Consider the following 17686-nt stretch of genomic DNA (forward strand, 5'->3'; position numbering starts at 1 on the left):
CACCCGCCGCAGCGGCGGCACCTGATTGCTCCCCGCGCCTGGTCTCGGGCGTTGCCTATTGGGACTGGTTTCTAGCCTTCTCGCGACATGTGCAAGGCATGCCCCTGCCTTGGCGTGTCGATCGGTCACTTGAGTTCTGGAGGTGTTATCCATGTCCTACGATCAGCAATTCCCGCTTGCGCTGTACAAGGCCAATCTCGGCTTGGCGGCGGATCTCTGCAATGTGATGCTCGAAAGCCTGCAGCGCTTTGGCTCGGTCGAGCTCGAAGCGCTTGCCGATGTCGATGTCGCCTCGCTGGCCAATGCGAGTTCCGCCATGCTGCAGCGCGACCCGAGCGGTTTCCTCAAGCAGCAGGGCGAGGTGTTACAGACCCTGATGGGCCAGTGGAACGATCTAGCCCGTGTCTCCAATCATAATAACGCCGTCGTCGCGCAGGACTTGCAGCGAGCCGTCACCAACTGGCAGTCGGCCGTGCTGCAGGCGCTGGGCCAGCCCAAGGGGGCGGCAAACCTGGGCAACCCGCTGGCCGATGCCTTCAATGCCATGGCCAATGCGTCGGGCGAAATGTACCAGGCTTTCGTGAAATCCACCCAGGATCTCGCTGGTGCGGCCGACGCCGGTATCAAGGCTGCAGCCAAGCCCGCCGCGCGCAGCAAGGCTGCCTGAGCTTGCTCCGCCATCCTCGATGAACTTGGCCGCCTTTTCCGGGCGGCCAAGTTTTGTGTGAACCCCGCCATGGCCCTGGCGGCGCAACCCGGAGTGCAGACCCGCGATGGACACCGCAAAACAGACCGAAGACAGCCTGCTCGATTTCGATCGCCTGCTGCATGTGTGGATCAGCCGCTACACCAGCGGCATCTCGCCGGCCGCGCTGGCCCAGGCCTTTTTCGACTGGGCGATTCATCTTGGCCTGTCGCCGGCGAAGCAGCATCAACTGGTCGACAAGGCGGTGTTCCAGTGGATGCGCCTGCTCGACTATTGCGCACATGCCCCGGCCGCCAGCGGCCAGCGCGCGATCGAGCCGCTGGTGCAGGATAACCGCTTCGAGAGCGGCGAATGGCAGGCCTGGCCTTACAACGCGGTCTACCAGTCGTTTCTGCTCGGCCAGCAGTGGTGGCATTATGCGACCACCGATGTGCGCGGCGTGACGGATCATCACGAGCAGGTGGTGAATTTCACCATGCGCCAGCTGCTCGACATCTTTTCGCCATCGAATTTCTTTGCCAGCAACCCGGAAGTGATCCAGGCCACCGGCCGCGAGCATGGGCAGAACCTGCTGCGCGGCTGGCAGAACTGGCTCGACGACGTGCAGCGCCACCAGCACCGTGGCAAGCCTGCCGGTGCCGACCTGTTTCGCGTCGGGCACGAGGTGGCCGTCACGCCGGGCAAGGTGGTGTTCCGCAACCGGCTGATCGAGCTGATCCAGTATGCGCCGAGCACCGACACGGTGGCCGCCGAGCCCATTCTCATCGTGCCGTCGTGGATCATGAAGTACTACATCCTCGATCTGTCGCCGCACAACTCGCTCGTACGCTTTCTCGTCGAACAGGGCCATACCGTGTTCATGCTGTCGTGGAAGAACCCCGACGCCGGCGACCGCAACCTGATGATGGACGACTACCTCAAGCTCGGTGTGCTCGCCGCGCTCGACCATGTCAGCAGCGCCTTGCCGGGGCAGCGCATCAATGCTGCGGGCTACTGCCTCGGCGGCACGCTGCTCGCGATTGCCGCCGCCTGGCTGGCGGGCCGCGACGATCAGCGCCTCAACACGGTGACGCTGTTCGCGGCGCAGGTCGATTTCGACGAGCCGGGCGAGCTGTCGCTGTTCATCGAGGAGAGCCAGCTCGCCTTCCTCGAGGATGTCATGTGGGACAAGGGCTATCTGCGTGGCGGGCTGATGCACGGCGCGTTCGAGCTGCTCAACTCGCGCGACCTGTTCTGGTCGCGGCTGACGCGCGACTATCTGCTCGGCACGCGGCTGCCGCTCAACGACCTGATGGCCTGGAATGCCGACGCCACGCGCATGCCCTATCGCATGCACACCGAATACCTGCGCCGGCTGTACGGCAACAACGAGCTGGCCACCGGGCAATATCACATCGATGGGAAAACTGTGGCGCTCACCGACATCCGCGCGCCGATCTGCGCCGTCGGCACGACCAAGGACCACGTGTCGCCATGGAAATCGGTCTACAAGATACGCATGCTGTCCGATGCCGATGTCACCTTCGTGCTGGTCAACGGTGGCCACAACGCCGGCATTGTCAGCGAACCGGGCCACGCGCACCGCGTGCACCAGGTGCGCACGCAGCTCGCGCAGGATAAATACCTGTCGCCCGACGAGTGGCAGCGCTCCACCCCGGTGCAGGAGGGATCGTGGTGGCCGACCTGGGATGGCTGGCTCAGGCAACACAACGGCGCGGGCACCGTGCCGGCGCGGCAGCCCGACGAGACCGGGCTTGGCGACGCGCCGGGCAGCTACGTGCTGCTGGCCTGAGCCGGGGATGGCCGAGCCTGGCGGCTAACGGCAGCGCAGGCCGTCCTCGCATTCGCCGATCACGCCGGCCCCGACCGTGGCGCCATGGCGGTAAACCGTGATGCCCTTGAGGCCCGCGCGCCAGGCCGCCTCATAGCTCGCGCACACGTCTGCGGCCGTGGCGGTGTCGGGCAGCGCCACGGTTTTCGAGATGGCATTGTCGACCTGTGCCTGCAGCGCGGCTACCAGCGCGATATGGGCTGCCGGCGGCACCTCGGCAGCGGTCGTGAAGGCGGGGGGCACGTCACCGTGGCCGGTGCGGGTGCGATACAGCGCCAGTGCATAATCCTCGACCGGGAAGGCCTGCAGCCTGCCATCCGCCAGGCGTATCTGCCGCTCACCGTGCAGGGCGAAGATCGGCTCGATGCCGGACGAGACATTGCCGGCCAGCAGGCTGATGCTGCCGGCCGGCGCGATGGCGAGCAGATGGCTGTTGCGGATGCCGTGGCGTGCGATGTCCTGGCGCAGCGAGCCGGGCAGGGCGGCGATGAAGGGCGTGGCGAGATAGCGTGTGGCATCGAAGGCCGGGAAGGGGCCCCTTTCGGCGGCCAGCTCGATCGAGGCCTGGTAGGCCGCGTGGCCGATGGCCTGCATGATGCGCGCGGCGCAGGCCAGCGACGCCGGCTCGCCGTAGCGCAGCCCCAGCATGGTAAACGCGTCGGCGAGGCCGGTGATGCCCAGGCCGATGCGCCGGCTGGCGCGCGCAGCCGTCGCCTGGCTCGGCAGGGGAAAGCCCGACAACTCGTACACATTGTCGAGCAGCCGCACCGCGATGGCCGTGGTCTGCCGCAGCGCGGGCCAATTGAGTGCCGCGCTGGGCGTGAACGGGGCGCGCACGAAGCGCGTCAGGTTGAGTGAGCCCAGATTGCAGGCCCCGGCCGGGGGCAGCGGTATCTCACCGCAGGGGTTGGTGGCGCGGATGTGCTCGCGATAGCCGAGATTGTTGTCGCGGTTGATGCGGTCGATGAACAAGAGGCCCGGCTCCGCGCTCAGCGCGGCGCTCTCGCCGATGAGCCGCCACAGCCGGCGCGCGTGTCGTGCATCGGGCGCCCCGGGCGGCCACGCCGTATCGTCGATGATGGCTGACATGAAGGCATCGCCGATCAGCAGCGACAGGTTGAAATGGCTGAGCCCGCCGTGGTGCTTGGCCGACACGAAAGCCTGTACGTCGGGATGAGTGCAACCGAGCGTGGCCATCATCGCCCCACGGCGCTGCAGCTGCTCGGTCGCGTCGGTTGCGGCCTGCTCCAGCCGCTGCAGGAACGGAGCTACCTCACCAGCCGGCAGCGGCGACAGGTCGAGCCCGATGCCGCCACCGGTGCGCAGCGTGGCGATGGCCTCGGCCACGGCGTGCGCCTGGCCCGATGGCGAGCCGTCGAGGGTGTCGAGCACGAAGCAGTTGAACAGCGTGGCGTCGGCGTGGGTGCCGGCGTTGGCGAGGATGCGTCCGCCCGGCAGAAAGCGCCAGTCTTCGAGGATCGAATAGAAGCGCCGCGACCACGCCGCCGCATCGTGCTCCGCTTGCGCCAGTGTATCGGCCACGCGTCGCCAGCTGTCCGTCGGGGCGTGCTCGCTGGCCTGGCCGTTGAGGTGCCACTGGTACTTAAGGCGCCAGACCACGGATGAGATGTCGTTCATGCGCTATCCTCGATAGAGCGGTACGCCGCGCGGTATTGGCCTGCCCTGGGCTTGGGCCGTCGCAGGCGTGCAGGGCGGGGCTTGCCTATCTCCATACTAGATCGTGACACGAGGGCCGCATGGCATCGGTTAGCTTGCGCAAGGTGTGCAAACAATTCGGCGGCAGCCAGATCGTGCGCGACGTCGATCTCGACATCGAGGATGGCGAGTTCGTCGTCATGGTGGGGCCGTCGGGCTGCGGCAAATCGACGCTGCTCAACTGCATCGCCGGGCTGGAGGCGGTCAGCAGCGGCGAGATCTGGATCGGCGGCCGGCTGGTGAACCAGGTGCCGCCCAAGGACCGCGACATCGCCATGGTGTTCCAGAGCTACGCGCTGTACCCGAACATGAGCGTGCGCAAGAACATCACCTTCGGCATGGATATGCGCAACATCCCGCGAGCCGAGCAGGACACCATCCTCGCGCGCGTCGCCGACATGCTGCAGATCTCGCACCTGCTCGACCACAAGCCGGCCCAGCTGTCCGGCGGGCAGCGCCAGCGCGTGGCCATGGGGCGGGCCATGGTGCGCGACCCGGCGCTGTTCCTGTTCGACGAGCCGCTCTCGAATCTCGACGCCAAGCTGCGCGTGCAGATGCGCGCCGAGATCAAGGCACTACACCAGCGCCTGCGCCATACGGTGATCTACGTCACGCACGACCAGGTCGAGGCGATGACGCTCGGCGACCGCATCGTAGTAATGAATGGCGGGCGCATCGAGCAGGTGGGGCCGCCGCTGCAGCTCTATGACCATCCGCTCAACCAGTTCGTGGCAGGCTTCATCGGCTCACCGGCGATGAATTTCATCACCGGCATGGTGCAGCGTCGCGACGGCCTGCTGGTGCTGGCGACCCGCGAGGGGGCGGCGTTTCCGTTGCCGCCGCTGGCGCTCGACGAGGGCCGGGCCGTCACGCTCGGCATTCGACCCGAGCACCTGGCCGTCGATGCGCAGGGCCCGGTCGAGCTCAGGATCGACATCGTCGAGCCATCGGGTGACGCCACCCATCTCTATGGCAAGGCCGGCGACGAGCTGATTTGCGTCGGCCTGCACCACCGCCTCGCCCTGCAACCGGGGCTGGCGGTCAGGCTTGGCTGGCCGCTGGCGCATCTGCACCTGTTCGATGCTGGCGACGGCAGCCGGCTGAACTAGATCCACGCCGGCCCGCGCGGCGTTTTCGCAACAGCAGGGCCGCCAGTTGTGCCGGCGCGGCCCGTGGGGCGTTCACAGCGACGGCGCTTTTCTGCGATGCTGCAAGCAAGCACCCGTGCCGCTTTGCGGCCAGCCCCTCCTCACTATGGACTGCACGCCATGCCCTATCTGCCCGACTTCATCGCCCCCTCCCGCCATGCCGACCCGGCCGGCGCGCTCGCCCAGGTGCGCACGATCTACGACAACAGCCTCGCCCACCTGAAGGACGCCATGCAGCGCTTCGTCGCGGGGGAAGACCTGCCGGGCCGCGTGCGCGCCTGCTATCCCTTCGTGCGCGTGCAGACCGACACGGTGGCGCGCTTCAACGCGAGCGACAGCGCCCGCCTCAGCTACGGCTTCGTGGCGGGGCCGGGCCGCTTCGAGACGACGCTGACGCGGCCCGACCTCTACGGCGACTACTATCTCGAACAGTTTGCGCTGCTGCTGCAGAACCATCGCGCCGAGCTGGAGATCGGCACCAGCTCGCAGCCGATACCGGTGCATTTCTCGTTTGCCGAGCACGATCACATCGAGGGCTCGCTGAGTGCCGAGTGCCGCCAGCTGATGCGCGACATGTTCGACCTGCCCGACCTCACCGCGATGGACGACGGCATCGCCAACGGCACCTACGAGCCGCGCCCCGGCGAGCCGCAGCCGCTGGCGCTGTTCACCGCGCCGCGCGTCGACTATTCGCTGCATCGGCTGCGGCACTACACCGGCACGGCGCCCGAACATTTCCAGAATTTCGTGCTGTTCACCAACTACCAGTTCTATATCGACGAATTCGTGCGCCTCGGCCACGAGGCAATGAGCGACCCGAGCAGCGAATACATCGCCTTCGTCGAGCCCGGCAATGTCGTCACGCGCCGCCAGGGGCTCGCCGCCGAGCCCGGCGACGAGCTGGGCAGCGCACCGCCGCGCCTGCCGCAGATGCCCGCCTACCACCTGCTGCGTGCCGACCGCAGCGGCATCACCATGATCAACATCGGCGTCGGCCCGGCCAATGCCAAGACCATCACCGACCACGTCGCCGTGCTGCGCCCGCATGCCTGGATCATGCTCGGCCACTGCGCCGGGCTGCGCAACAGCCAGCAACTCGGCGACTATGTGCTCGCACACGGCTATGTGCGCGAAGACCACGTGCTCGATGAAGACCTGCCGCTGTGGGTACCCATCCCGGCGCTCGCGGAAATCCAGCTCGCGCTCGAGGCGGCGGTCTCCGACATCACCCGCATACGCGGCCCCGAGCTCAAGCGCATCATGCGCACCGGCACCGTGGCCAGCACCGACAACCGCAACTGGGAGCTGCTGCCCGACAACCGCCCGCAGCGGCGCTTCAGTCAGAGCCGTGCGGTGGCACTGGACATGGAGAGCGCCACCATCGCCGCCAACGGTTTCCGTTTTCGCGTGCCTTACGGCACCTTGCTGTGCGTCAGCGACAAGCCCCTGCACGGCGAGATCAAGCTGCCCGGCATGGCCAACCAGTTCTACCGCGACCGCGTGGACCAGCACCTGCGCATCGGCATCCGCGCGATGGAGCTGCTGCGCGGGCAAGGCATCGACCAGCTGCACAGCCGCAAGCTGCGCAGCTTCGCCGAGGTGGCGTTCCAGTAAAACCCATCTGCTGTGCAAGGCTGATGACGGTGTTGCTGCAGAATGTGTCGAGATCGGCTTCCTCCGGCTCGCCGAGCGCCTTTAAATACCTTTAGCGATTTGCTGACCAGATCACTAAAGGCGCGGCGATCGCGAAAAAAAACCGACCGGGATCGCGGCTTACCCGTTGCCGCTGTCTGGCCGACGCTGGGCGCACGCTTCGCATCGTCGAGCAGCGTGCTGCGGCGTGTCGGGTGTGTGCGAAAGCGCGCCAGCCTTGGGTAAGCGGCGCGATACAAGGTCTCGGCCGCCTGCCGGTTGCCATCGGCGATGCGTATGCGCAGTGGCGACGGGGCTGGGCTGGTGCTTGCTGCGCAATTGGCCGGGTGGTATGTGTTGCATCCGTTTTGCCGTTGATACCCGCTATCGGCAACAAGGTGCGACGGCGGGCAGCGAATCACGCCGCTACAGCAATACCGGCTTGTCCGGCAGTTCGTTGCTGCCGCCGGCTTGGGGCGGGAAGTGCTCCGCCAGGCAGTGCGTGACGGCTGTGATACCCGCCACGCTGCCGGCCTCGTAGCTGCCTGCGCGGTAGGCGGTCTCCATGTCGCGGCAGATGTCCGCCCATGCCTGCACCGCGACACGGCGGCTGACGCCACGGTCGGCCACGATTTCGACGGCGCGGTCGGCCAGTAGCAGGTAGATCAGCACGCCGTTGTTGTGCTCGGTATCCCAGACGCCGAGTTGCGCGAACACCTCGAGCGCCCGCTCGCGCGGCGTCTGTCCGCGCCATAGCCGGGCGGCCGGCAGTGCGCTCTCGACGGCGAAGCGGATCTGCCCGCCATGCTGGTGCTCGCTGGCCTGGATGGCCGCCTCGATGGCGGACTGAGTGGAGGCCGGAAAGCAGCACCGCAGCCGCCAATGCGGGGTGAGCAGGTGCCGGAGCATGCGTGAGCGCGCCATCGTTACCATCTCCCCGAGGCACCGCCGCCGCCGAAGCCGCCGCCCCCGCCACCAAAGCCGCCCCCGCCGAAGCCCCCGCTAATGCCGCCCGAGCCGCCGCTGTGCCAGCCGCCGCGGCTGCCCATGCCGCCGCCGAGCAGCGTGAAGAAAAAGGCGATCAGCCCGGCGATCGCCGCGATCGACAGCGCACCGGCGACGAACCAGGCCAGTAATGCCGCGCCGGCGCCGGCCAGCGTGGCCCCGGCGAGGCGGCCGAATAGCGCACGCAGCATCGCGCCGCCGACAATGACGAACAGGAAGGCCAGCGGTCCGATCTGTGACAGGCCGGGCCGCTCGTCGTGTGCGCTGCGGGCTGGCGGCGCGGGCAGGGGCTCGCCTGCGACGACACGCATCATCTGCTCGATGCCCGTGTCGATGCCGCCATAGAAATCCCCTTGGCGGAAATGCGGCACGATGGTCTCGCTGATGATGCGTTTGCTCGTCGCATCGTTGAGCGCGCCTTCGAGCCCGTAGCCAACCTCGATGCGCAGCGTGCGGTCATCCTTGGCGACGATCAGCAGCGCACCATCGTCGATTTTCTTGCGGCCGAGCCTCCATTGTTCGACCACGCGCAGCGAGTATTGCTCGATCGTTTCTTCCGCCGTGGTGGGGACGATCAGCACCGCGAGCTGGCTGCCCTTGAGGGTTTCGAAGGCGGACAGCTTGTCCTCCAGCGCCGCGCGCTGCGCGGGCGACAGCGTGGCGGTCTGGTCGGTGACGCGCGCGGTGAGCGCCGGCACGGGTACCTCGGCCATGGCCGCCAGGCTCAGGGCCAGCGCGAGCAGGGCCAGCAGCGCCCGCAGTGCCTGGGTCACTGTGCCGCTCCGCTGGTCGAGGGCTTGGCCGGCGCGTTGAAGTCGACTTTCGGCGCGGTCGAGATCGCCTGCTCGTTTTCCACGGTGAAGCTGGGCTTGACCTTGAAGCCGAACGCCATCGCCGTGAAGTTGGACGGGAAGGAGCGCACGGTGATGTTGTATTCCTGCACCGCCTTGATATAGCGGTTGCGGGCCACCGTGATACGGTTCTCGGTACCTTCGAGCTGCGCCTGCAGATCACGGAAATTGGCATCGGCCTTGAGGTTGGGGTATTGCTCGGACACCACCAGCAGGCGCGACAGCGCACCGTTCAGCTGGCCCTGCGCCGCCTGGAACCTGGCGAACGCCTCGGGGTCGTTGAGCAGCTCGGGCGTGGCCTGGATGCCGCCGACACGCGAACGGGCGGTCGTCACCTGTTCGAGCACCTCTTTCTCGTGGCTCGCATACCCCTTGACCGTGTTCACCAGATTGGGCACCAGGTCGGCGCGGCGCTGGTATTGGTTGAGCACCTCGGCCCAGCTCGATTTGATCTGTTCGTCGTTGGCCTGCAGCGTGTTGTAGCCGCAACCCCCCAGATTGATCGTCAGCGCCAGCAGCAGGGCGCCCCAGAATGCTCGCATTGAAAACCTCCATGATCGTCGTCGCTCCATCGCCACTGCAATGGCTCAACTCAGTTTGGCACGAATGTGTGAATCTGGCTTGCTCCATGCGGCCTGTGCCCCGGGCGGCTCGGGCCTGCCGCGGTGGTGCCGGCGCGGGGCCTGGGGGCGAGGGCATGTCGATTCATTTATTTGTATGTTTATTTTTACAGTAAACTGTATATAATTTCAATCAGACAGTCCACCAACCCGGGTCGGGTTGCGTGACCTTTCGCTGAAAAAGGATGCCCATGGAAAAGCTGACCTCCCGCCAACAGGTCGTGTTGGATTTCATTCGAGACTTCACCCGGCAAAACGGCAGCCCGCCCACATTTGCCGACATCGCCAGCGGGCTCGGTTTCCGCTCCGTCAACGCGGCCGTCGAGCACGTCAAGGCGCTGGCCAAGAAAGGCGCGCTGGAGCTGATGTCGGGCGTGGCGCGCGGCATTCGCCTGCGCGATGCCGAGCAGGACGATGCCGATGCCGGCCTGCCGGTGATCGGCCGCGTCGCCGCGGGCTCGCCCATCCTGGCGCAGGAACATGTCGAGCATCACTACATGGTCGACCAGAACCTGTTCTCGCAGCCAGCCGATTACCTGCTGCGCGTGCGCGGCAACAGCATGATCAATGCCGGCATTCTCGATGGCGACCTGATCGCGGTGCACCGTACCCAGGCCGTGCGCGAAGGGCAGATCGTGGTGGCGCGGCTGCAGGACGACGTCACCGTCAAGCGCTTCCACCGCGAGGGCAAGCTGATCGAGCTGATCGCCGAGAACCCCGACTACGCACCGATCGTAGTCGACCCGAGCCGCGACCCCTTCGATATCGAAGGCTTGTGCGTCGGCGTGATCCGCAGCGTCCAGTAAGCCGTCTGGCCCGGCCATCGGGCCATTCGAGTCAAGCGATACCGAGCATTCAATATGCGCGCCACGGCGGGTAGGGGGTGGTATCGCCCTTTGTTCAGGCCGGAAAGGAGGTCCGATGAAAGCTGCGGTACAGGGCCTGCTGGCGCAGCCCGGCATCTGGCTTGGCAAGGAGCTGATGCGCACCAGCCAGCCTGGGCTGTCGACCGGCTTTGCCGTGCTCGACGCCGAGCTGCCGGGCGGCGGCTGGCCTGTCGGCGGCATGGCCGAGGTACTGACTGCGCGCCATGGCCTGGGCGAGCTGTCACTGCTGCTGCCGGCCTTGGCGGCGCTGACGCGTGGCGGCCAGCGCGTGGCACTGGTGGCGCCCCCCTTCATCCCCTATGCCCCGGCCCTGGCCGCGGCCGGCGTGCGGCTCGACAGGCTGTTGTGGGTGAGGGCCGAGGCGGCACTGATCCCGTGGGCCATCGAGCAGACCTTGAAGAGCGGGGCCTGCGCCGCTGTGGCCGGGTGGCCCGTGGGCCGGCTGCAGGACAAGTCCTGGCGCCGCTTGCAGCTCGCCGCCGAGGCCGGGCGCAGTACCGGCTTCGTGTTGCGCGAGCCGGGCGTGGATGAAGCCTCGTCACCGGTGATGTTGCGCCTGGCACTCGAGGCGCGCATGCGCCTGCGCATTTTGAAACGGCGTGGCCCGCCGCTGCTACACCCCTTGCAACTCGAGAAAGAGCCGTGCCATGTTGTGGCTCGCACTGTACTTCCCGCGCCTCGCGCTGGAATGCCTGAGCGTCGATTGCAGCTTGCCTGACGCCGCGCCGCTGGCCGCGATGGCAACAGCGGGGCCGCGCCGTGTCGTGCTCGCGTGCAATGGCAGCGCCTGGCAGGCCGGCGTGCGGCCGGGGCAGGGCGAGACGGCTGCCTATGCCCTGTGCGGCGAGTTGCGAGCGCTGGCGCGGTCGCCCCTGGCCGAGGCGGCGGCGCTCGAGGCGTTGGCGGCCTGGGGGCAGCAATTCACGCCGACCGTGGCGATCGATCCGGCACCCGCGCTGCTGCTCGAGATCGGTGGTTGCCTGCAGTATTTCGGCGGGCTCGGGCGCCTGCGCCAGCGCGTGGATGAGGCATTGCCGCCGCTTGGCTACAGCGTGGTCACCAGCGTCGCGCCCACGCCCCGCGGGGCCTTGTGGCTGGCCTGCTGTGGCATCGGCCAAGGTGCGGACGACCTGCCCACGCTGCGCAAGCGGCTGAGCCGGCTGCCCCTGTCGCTGCTGGCATTGAGCGATAGCCAGGCGCGTCTGGCCGAAACACTGGGTCTGGCCCGGCTCGGTCAGGCCGAACGGTTGCCGCGCGAGGGGTTCGTGCGCCGCTTCGGCACCTCGGCCCGGCAGGCATTGGATCATGCCTGGGGACATATGGCCGACCCGCGCGAGGCCTATACCTTGCCCGAACGCTTCACCCGGCGCTGCGAGCTGGCCTACCCGGTCGAGCAGGCCGAGGCGCTGGTCTTTGTCGGCCGGCGTCTGTGCGAGGAGCTGGCGGGCTTTCTGCTCGCGCGTGGCATGGGCACGCAGCGGCTGCTGTGGCGTCTTGAGCATGGCGCCGGTGACGCCAGCGAGCTGGCGCTGGGGCTCGCCGCGCCGAGCCGCCAGGCCGCACAGTTCCTGACGCTCTGGCGTGAAAAGCTCAACGGGCACACGCTGGCCGCACCGGTGCTGGCCGTGCGGCTCGATGTCGATGCCTTGCAGCCGCTCGGCGGGCAAAGCCGGGATTGGCTGCTCGATGATGGCGTCGCCAGCGTGGAAGGGCTCGATGTCCTGCTGGGCCGCCTCGAAAACCGGCTAGGCGAGGGGGCCGTGGCGTCACCGCAATGCGTGGCGGAACACCGCCCCGAGCAGGCCTGGCGCGATGCACGGCCCGGTGAGGTCGGCCCTGAATCGTGCTACCCGGCGCGCCCGGCCTGGCTGTTGCCCGTGCCGGTGGCACTGCCGGAACGCGACCAGCGGCCCTGGCATGACGAGCCCTTGCAGCTGCTGGGCCGCGCTGAGCGTATCGAAACCGGCTGGTGGGATGAGGCCACCGCCTTGCGTGACTACTACCTGGCGCAGGGCGCATCGGGCGCGCGCTACTGGGTCTACCTCGATCTGAAGCAGAAGCGCTGGTTCCTGCACGGCTTTTTTGCCTGAGGCGCCAAATGCAGGAAAGCCAACTCCCCGACTATGCCGAGCTCCATTGCGTGAGCAACTTCAGCTTTTTGCGTGGCGCCTCGCACGCGCAGGAGCTGGTGGCGCGCGCGCAGGCGCTCGGCTACCGTGCGCTGGCGATCACCGACGAATGCTCGGTGGCCGGCATCGTGCGGGCCTACCAAGCCTTGAACGAGATCAAGGAGGAAGACCCTGGCACGGCGCTGGCGCTCATCGTCGGCAGCGAATTCCGGCTCGACGACGGCCTGCGCTGCGTGCTGCTGGCCACCGGGCGCGAGTCCTACGGCGACCTGTGCCGCCTGATCACCCACGCCCGGCGTGCCGCGCCCAAGGGTGAATACCGGCTCAGCCGCGCTGATGTCGAGCGCCTGCGCCCGGCCTGCCTCGCGCTCTGGCTGCCTGCCGCGACACCTGAGCCCGACGAGGCGCGCTGGCTCGCGGGCGTGTTCCCGCAAGCGACGTGGATCGCCGCCGAGCTGCTGCAGGGGCCGGACGACAGGGCGCGCATCGCCCGGCTGCAGCAGCTCGGCGGCGAACTGGCGCTGCCCTGCGTGGCCAGTGGCGACGTGCACATGCACGTGCGCGCCCGGCGGCCCTTGCAGGACGTGCTGAGCGCGATCCGCCTCGGCACCACGGTCGCCGCCGCCGGCTTTGCGCTGTTCCCCAATGCCGAGCGCCACCTGCGCCACCGGCTGCAGCTCGGGCGGCTCTATCCGGCGGCCTGGCTGGCGGAGAGCGTGGCGATCGCCGCGCGCTGCGGGCCCTTCCTCGGCGAGCTCCGGTACGAATACCCGGCCGAGGTCGTCCCGCCCGGCGAAACCGGTGCGAGCCAGCTGCGCAAGCTGGCGGAAGCGGGGCTTGCCCGGCGCTTTCCCAACGGTGCATCGGCCGTCGTGCGCGAGCTGGTCGAGAAAGAGCTCACGCTGATCTTCGAGCTCGGCTACGAGCATTTCTTCCTAACCATCCACGACATCGTCGAATGGGCCGGGTCGCAGGGTATCCTGTGCCAGGGGCGTGGCTCGGCGGCCAACTCGATCGTCTGCTACTGCCTCGGCATCACCGCGGTCGGGCCAGACCAGCTCACCATGCTGTTCGAGCGCTTCATCTCGAAGGAGCGCGCCGAGCCGCCCGATATCGACGTTGATTTCGAGCACGAGCGGCGCGAGGAGGTGATCCAGTACATCTATGGCAAATACGGGCGCGAGCGCACTGCGCTGGCCGCCGCCGTGATCAGCTACCGTACCAAGAGCTCGCTGCGTGACGTGGGCCGCGCGCTCGGCATGGATTCCACCCAGCTCGACCGCCTGACGCGCCAGCTCGCCTGGTGGGACGACCGCGCCAAGCTGCCACAGCGGCTCGCCGAGGCCGGTTTCGATCCCGATTCGCTGATCATTCGCCAGCTGCTGACGCTGGTCGAACAGTTGCGCGGCTTTCCGCGCCACCTGTCGCAGCATGTCGGCGGCTTCGTCATCTCGCAGGGGCCGCTGTCGCGGCTGGTGCCGATCGAGAACGCGGCGATGGCCGACCGCACCGTCATCCAGTGGGACAAGGACGATCTGGAAACGCTGGGCCTGCTCAAGGTCGATGTGCTCGCGCTCGGCATGCTCACCGCGCTGCGCAAGGCGCTCAACCTGGTCAACGGCTGGCGCGGCTCGCAATACACGCTCTACAGCGTGCCGCGTGAGGACGAGGCCACCTACGACATGATCTGCCGGGCCGACACCGTGGGCGTGTTCCAGATCGAGTCGCGCGCGCAGATGAGCATGCTGCCAAGGCTCAGGCCGCGCCGCTATTACGACCTGGTAGTCGAGGTCGCCATCGTGCGCCCCGGGCCGATCCAGGGCGGCATGGTGCACCCCTATCTGGAACAGCGCGAGAAAGCGCTGCGCGGCGAGCCCGTCGGCTCGCCGTTCCCGCTGATCGACCCGGTGCTCAAACGCACTTTCGGCGTGCCCATCTTTCAGGAACAGGTGATGCAGATCGCCATCACCGGGGCCGGCTTCACCGGCGGCGAGGCAGACCAGTTGCGCCGCGCCATGGCCTCGTGGCGGCGCACCGGCAGCCTGGCTCTGTATCGCGAAAAGCTGGTCGGCGGGCTGGTGGCCAAGGGCTGCCCAACCGACTTCGCCGAGCGCATCTTCAGCCAGGTGCAGGGCTTCTCCGACTACGGCTTCCCAGAGTCGCACGCAGCGAGCTTCGCGCTGCTTGCCTACATTTCGTCCTGGCTCAAGTGCCACGAGCCGGCCGCCTTTTGCTGCGCACTGCTCAACAGCCTGCCGATGGGCTTCTACGGCCCCTCACAGCTGATCCAGGATGTGCGCCGCCACGGTGTCGAGGTGCGCCCGGTCGATGTCGTCGCCAGCGAGTGGGACAGCACGCTGGAGCCCGCCGCCGGCGCGCAGCCCGCCATCCGCCTCGGTTTCGGCCGCATCGCCGGCTTCAGTCGGGAAAGCGCCGACACGCTGCTGGCGATACGCAGCGCCCGGCCATTCGCCGACGCCGAGGATTTCTACCATCGTGCCGCCATGGCACGCGAACAGGCGGCGCTACTGGCGCAGGCCGGCGCCTTGCGCTCGCTGCTCGATGCGCGGCGCACGGCGAGCTGGGTGGCTGCGGGCCTCGATACGCCGCTCGCGCTGGCCGATGGCCGCCCCGACATCGACGCCCGGACGGTGGCGCTGCCGGTGATGACCACCCAGTCGCAGGTGCTGTCCGACTACTGCAGCCTGGGCCTCTCGCTGCACGAGCACCCGATCGCGCTGGTGCGCCGCCACTTCCAGCGCAGCCGCCGCCGGCTCGTCACCGCCGCCGGCCTGAAAGATGTGCGCAACGGCCAGCTCGTCCACGTGATCGGCCTTGCCGTCACCCGGCAACGGCCGGATACCGCCAAGAACGTGCTGTTCATGACGCTCGAAGACGAAACCGGCCCGATCAACGTGGTGATCTGGGAGGCGGTGCAGGAGCGCTTCCGCCGCGAGATCCTCGGCGGCCGCGTGCTCCTGGTCAGCGCCGAGCTGCAGCAGCAAGATGGGGTGATCAACCTCGTCGCCAAGCGTTTCGAAGATCACTCGGCGCTGTGGCTCGGGCCGGTGGTGTCGCGGGATTTCCGTTGAGCCGGATGGCTGATTCGGCGCATTGATCGATCGTATATTTTTTCCGAATCCGTAAGTGATTCGTTATACCGCCCCGGCTAAACTGGCCCGGCGAGTGCCTGTTCCCGCGCTATCCCTGTTGCGCAGGATGAGCCGTCAGCTTCGATTTCGGCGCATCGATGCGGTAGCTGTCGCATATGCACAAGATGGCGGAGTTGATCCTTTGGGGCAGCACATCGAAGCTGTCGAGAAAGCCCGAGGCGAGCAGGTGGCGCTCATGGCGCGTGGTGGCAATGCTTGGCGAGCTATCGGCCTGCTCAAGCATCACCATTGAAATGGCCGGCCAGTCGTATCGACCGCTCACCTGGGACGCCTCGCCAACAGCGCTGAATATTCAAGCTGGGGCTCGAATTATCACGATGACGGGCGCGGGCTTCGTGTCTGCCATGAGCGGTGGGCCAATTGGCCGGGTGCCGAAGTGCAGGCTTGATCGCTGATTCAAATGGCTGTCGATCTGGAGGGAAACGGTTATGCCGATAATATATTACGTTGGGCAGAAGGATGTATCCATTCCGAACGTCCTTAGCCGTGTATATAAATATGGGACATTAACCGATATTCCCACCATACGTGCCAATGGGAAAATATTGACGATTGACGTCAAAAAAAGAATCAATGACGCCTGGAAGCATATGGAAGGGAATTGCGCCAAAAATAAAAGTTGCAATGATTACTTCTCAAAGCTTCACAAAGGGATGACGTTGTCTGATATTTTGTCCAGTGTTAGCTTTACCGTGTACCAACTGATGCCCAAAGAGGGGCACACGGATGACGAGCTTCCTTTGGCCAATAGCGCAGGGCGGGATTTTGCGTTAAGTATTTATGCCTTTCTCGACCAAGTGGCCGGCACGCAAAACACGACGCCAGCACTCGCAGCAACCATTCTGCACGAAATTGCGCATTATGCTGGCGCCACCACAAATAGGGCGGATGAAAATGCGCTGCAAGCTGAGAATGCATTGATTCATTGCGGCCTGAAACAATATTTCAATCCCGACGCCAAAGGCTAAATGCAAAACCATCCGGCGACAGGGAATAATGTTCTGGAAGCTGGTTTGGCCATTTCACCAAGCATGGCTGGAAATTGAAGGGAGAAGCAGCCCTTTGCTAGGCTGCTGAAATACACTTTCCAAGTACCAGCATGGCGTTCGCGCACTCGTAGCACAAGCTGTAATTGATTTTTCTTGCCCGTTCAAATGGGGCGGGCGGCCCTTGTGAGCCCGCTGCTCTGGGCGGTCGGCGGGTTTTCAGTCGCCTGCTGAGCGTGCGAGGCTTGGCAGTCGCGGTTTCATACTCCGGCTGAACTCGCTTTCCTCGTTGCACGTGGCGGTAAATTTCCGCAAAATCCATGCCGATGACATTTACCCGTAACAGGTATGGAACACAAGCCCAAGCGCCGCACGCGCGAGCGGATTCTCGAACTGAGCCTCGATCGCTTCAACGCGGTCGGCGAGTCCAACGTGACGGCTTCCGAGATTGCCGAACTGCTCAATATCAGCCCCGGCAATCTCTACTATCACTTCGCCAATAAAGAGGCGATCGTCGAGGCGCTGTTCGACAACTTCCGCCATCAGGTGGCGGAGGAGCTTGCCATCGAGGTCGACGGCGGGGCCACGCTCGAGGACCTGTGGCTCTACTTGCACCTGGTGTTCGAGCTCAGCTGGAAATACCGTTTTCTCTACCGCGACCCGGTCAATGTCGTGTCGCGCTACACCGGCGTGGCCAACCGCATGAAGCAGGTGATCGGCCTGCAGGCGCGTTCGCTGGTGAGCCTGCTGTCGGGCCTGGTGGCGGCAGGCGAGTTGCGCGTGGACGAACGCCAGCTGCAGACGCTGGTCGTCAACATGATGGTGATCGCCACGCACTGGCTGTCGTTCGAATATGTGCGCGAGCCGCGCAAGGCGCCGGACAGCGAATCGATGGCGAGCGGCGTGTACCACGTGATGTCGCTGATCTCGCCGCTGTTGAGCGACGACGCGCGTGAGGCCTTCGAGGGCGTGGCCTTGCGCTACGTCTGACGCGGTTGAGGG

The 17686-nt window shown here is 66.4% G+C and carries 15 protein-coding genes; 10 read left to right on the forward strand and 5 right to left on the reverse strand.

The window, feature by feature from the left end:
* Positions 1–151: 151 nt before the first annotated feature.
* Complete coding sequence (locus ABWL39_RS07630) at positions 152–667, forward strand: hypothetical protein (RefSeq protein ID WP_367788677.1); 516 nt, start codon at positions 152–154, stop codon at positions 665–667.
* A 106-nt stretch (positions 668–773) separates the two neighbouring features.
* Positions 774–2498, forward strand: a complete 1725-nt coding sequence (locus tag ABWL39_RS07635) for a PHA/PHB synthase family protein (RefSeq protein ID WP_367788679.1) — start codon at positions 774–776, stop codon at positions 2496–2498.
* Between the two features lie 24 nt (positions 2499–2522).
* Here the strand turns inward: ABWL39_RS07635 and ABWL39_RS07640 are convergent, their stop codons facing one another.
* Entirely contained in the window at positions 2523–4175 is a 1653-nt protein-coding gene (locus ABWL39_RS07640; protein WP_367788681.1) for an adenosylcobalamin-dependent ribonucleoside-diphosphate reductase, read from the reverse strand.
* A 119-nt stretch (positions 4176–4294) separates the two neighbouring features.
* Here ABWL39_RS07640 and ABWL39_RS07645 point away from each other — a divergent pair, with 119 nt between their 5' ends.
* The gene (locus ABWL39_RS07645; protein WP_367788683.1) at positions 4295–5362 is read left to right on the forward strand and encodes an ABC transporter ATP-binding protein; all 1068 of its coding nucleotides are present in this window, start codon (positions 4295–4297) and stop codon (positions 5360–5362) included.
* A gap of 159 nt (positions 5363–5521) precedes the next feature.
* On the forward strand, positions 5522–7015 hold the full coding sequence (locus ABWL39_RS07650) for an AMP nucleosidase (protein WP_367788685.1): 1494 nt from the start codon (positions 5522–5524) through the stop codon (positions 7013–7015).
* 444 nt (positions 7016–7459) lie between these two features.
* Here the strand turns inward: ABWL39_RS07650 and ABWL39_RS07655 are convergent, their stop codons facing one another.
* From ABWL39_RS07655 to ABWL39_RS07665, 3 genes are read right to left on the reverse strand one after another with little or no spacing between them, the layout of a single operon-like run.
* Entirely contained in the window at positions 7460–7957 is a 498-nt protein-coding gene (locus ABWL39_RS07655; RefSeq protein WP_367788687.1) for a TPM domain-containing protein, read from the reverse strand.
* 2 nt (positions 7958–7959) lie between these two features.
* On the reverse strand, positions 7960–8751 hold the full coding sequence (locus tag ABWL39_RS07660) for a YgcG family protein (RefSeq protein ID WP_367788738.1): 792 nt from the start codon (positions 8749–8751) through the stop codon (positions 7960–7962).
* Positions 8752–8807: 56 nt separating this feature from the next.
* Positions 8808–9431, reverse strand: coding sequence for a LemA family protein (locus ABWL39_RS07665; protein WP_367788689.1), 624 nt, complete (start codon positions 9429–9431; stop codon positions 8808–8810).
* 269 nt (positions 9432–9700) lie between these two features.
* On the opposite strand from ABWL39_RS07665, the gene lexA reads away from it, so the two are divergent.
* The 4 genes from lexA (at position 9701) to ABWL39_RS07685 (ending at position 15617) form a co-directional block, all read left to right on the forward strand.
* A complete protein-coding gene (lexA, locus tag ABWL39_RS07670) occupies positions 9701–10315 on the forward strand; it encodes a transcriptional repressor LexA (RefSeq protein ID WP_367788691.1) in 615 nt (204 codons plus the stop codon).
* Between the two features lie 115 nt (positions 10316–10430).
* Complete coding sequence (imuA, locus tag ABWL39_RS07675) at positions 10431–11114, forward strand: translesion DNA synthesis-associated protein ImuA (protein ID WP_367788693.1); 684 nt, start codon at positions 10431–10433, stop codon at positions 11112–11114.
* Complete coding sequence (locus tag ABWL39_RS07680) at positions 11044–12486, forward strand: DNA polymerase Y family protein (RefSeq protein ID WP_367788695.1); 1443 nt, start codon at positions 11044–11046, stop codon at positions 12484–12486. The genes imuA and ABWL39_RS07680 overlap by 71 nt, the downstream gene beginning before the upstream one ends.
* An 8-nt stretch (positions 12487–12494) precedes the next feature.
* Positions 12495–15617, forward strand: coding sequence for an error-prone DNA polymerase (locus ABWL39_RS07685; protein WP_367788697.1), 3123 nt, complete (start codon positions 12495–12497; stop codon positions 15615–15617).
* A 109-nt stretch (positions 15618–15726) separates the two neighbouring features.
* Here ABWL39_RS07685 and ABWL39_RS07690 read toward each other — a convergent pair whose 3' ends face one another.
* Complete coding sequence (locus ABWL39_RS07690) at positions 15727–15960, reverse strand: hypothetical protein (RefSeq protein WP_367788699.1); 234 nt, start codon at positions 15958–15960, stop codon at positions 15727–15729.
* A 166-nt stretch (positions 15961–16126) separates the two neighbouring features.
* On the opposite strand from ABWL39_RS07690, the gene ABWL39_RS07695 reads away from it, so the two are divergent.
* Positions 16127–16666 (forward strand): hypothetical protein, encoded by a 540-nt coding sequence (locus tag ABWL39_RS07695; protein WP_367788701.1) that lies wholly within the window; start codon positions 16127–16129, stop codon positions 16664–16666.
* A gap of 366 nt (positions 16667–17032) precedes the next feature.
* Complete coding sequence (locus ABWL39_RS07700; protein WP_367788703.1) at positions 17033–17674, forward strand: TetR/AcrR family transcriptional regulator; 642 nt, start codon at positions 17033–17035, stop codon at positions 17672–17674.
* Positions 17675–17686: the final 12 nt, after the last annotated feature.

This window comes from Chitinivorax sp. PXF-14 (assembly GCF_040812015.1).
Classification (GTDB): domain Bacteria; phylum Pseudomonadota; class Gammaproteobacteria; order Burkholderiales; family SCOH01; genus JBFNXJ01.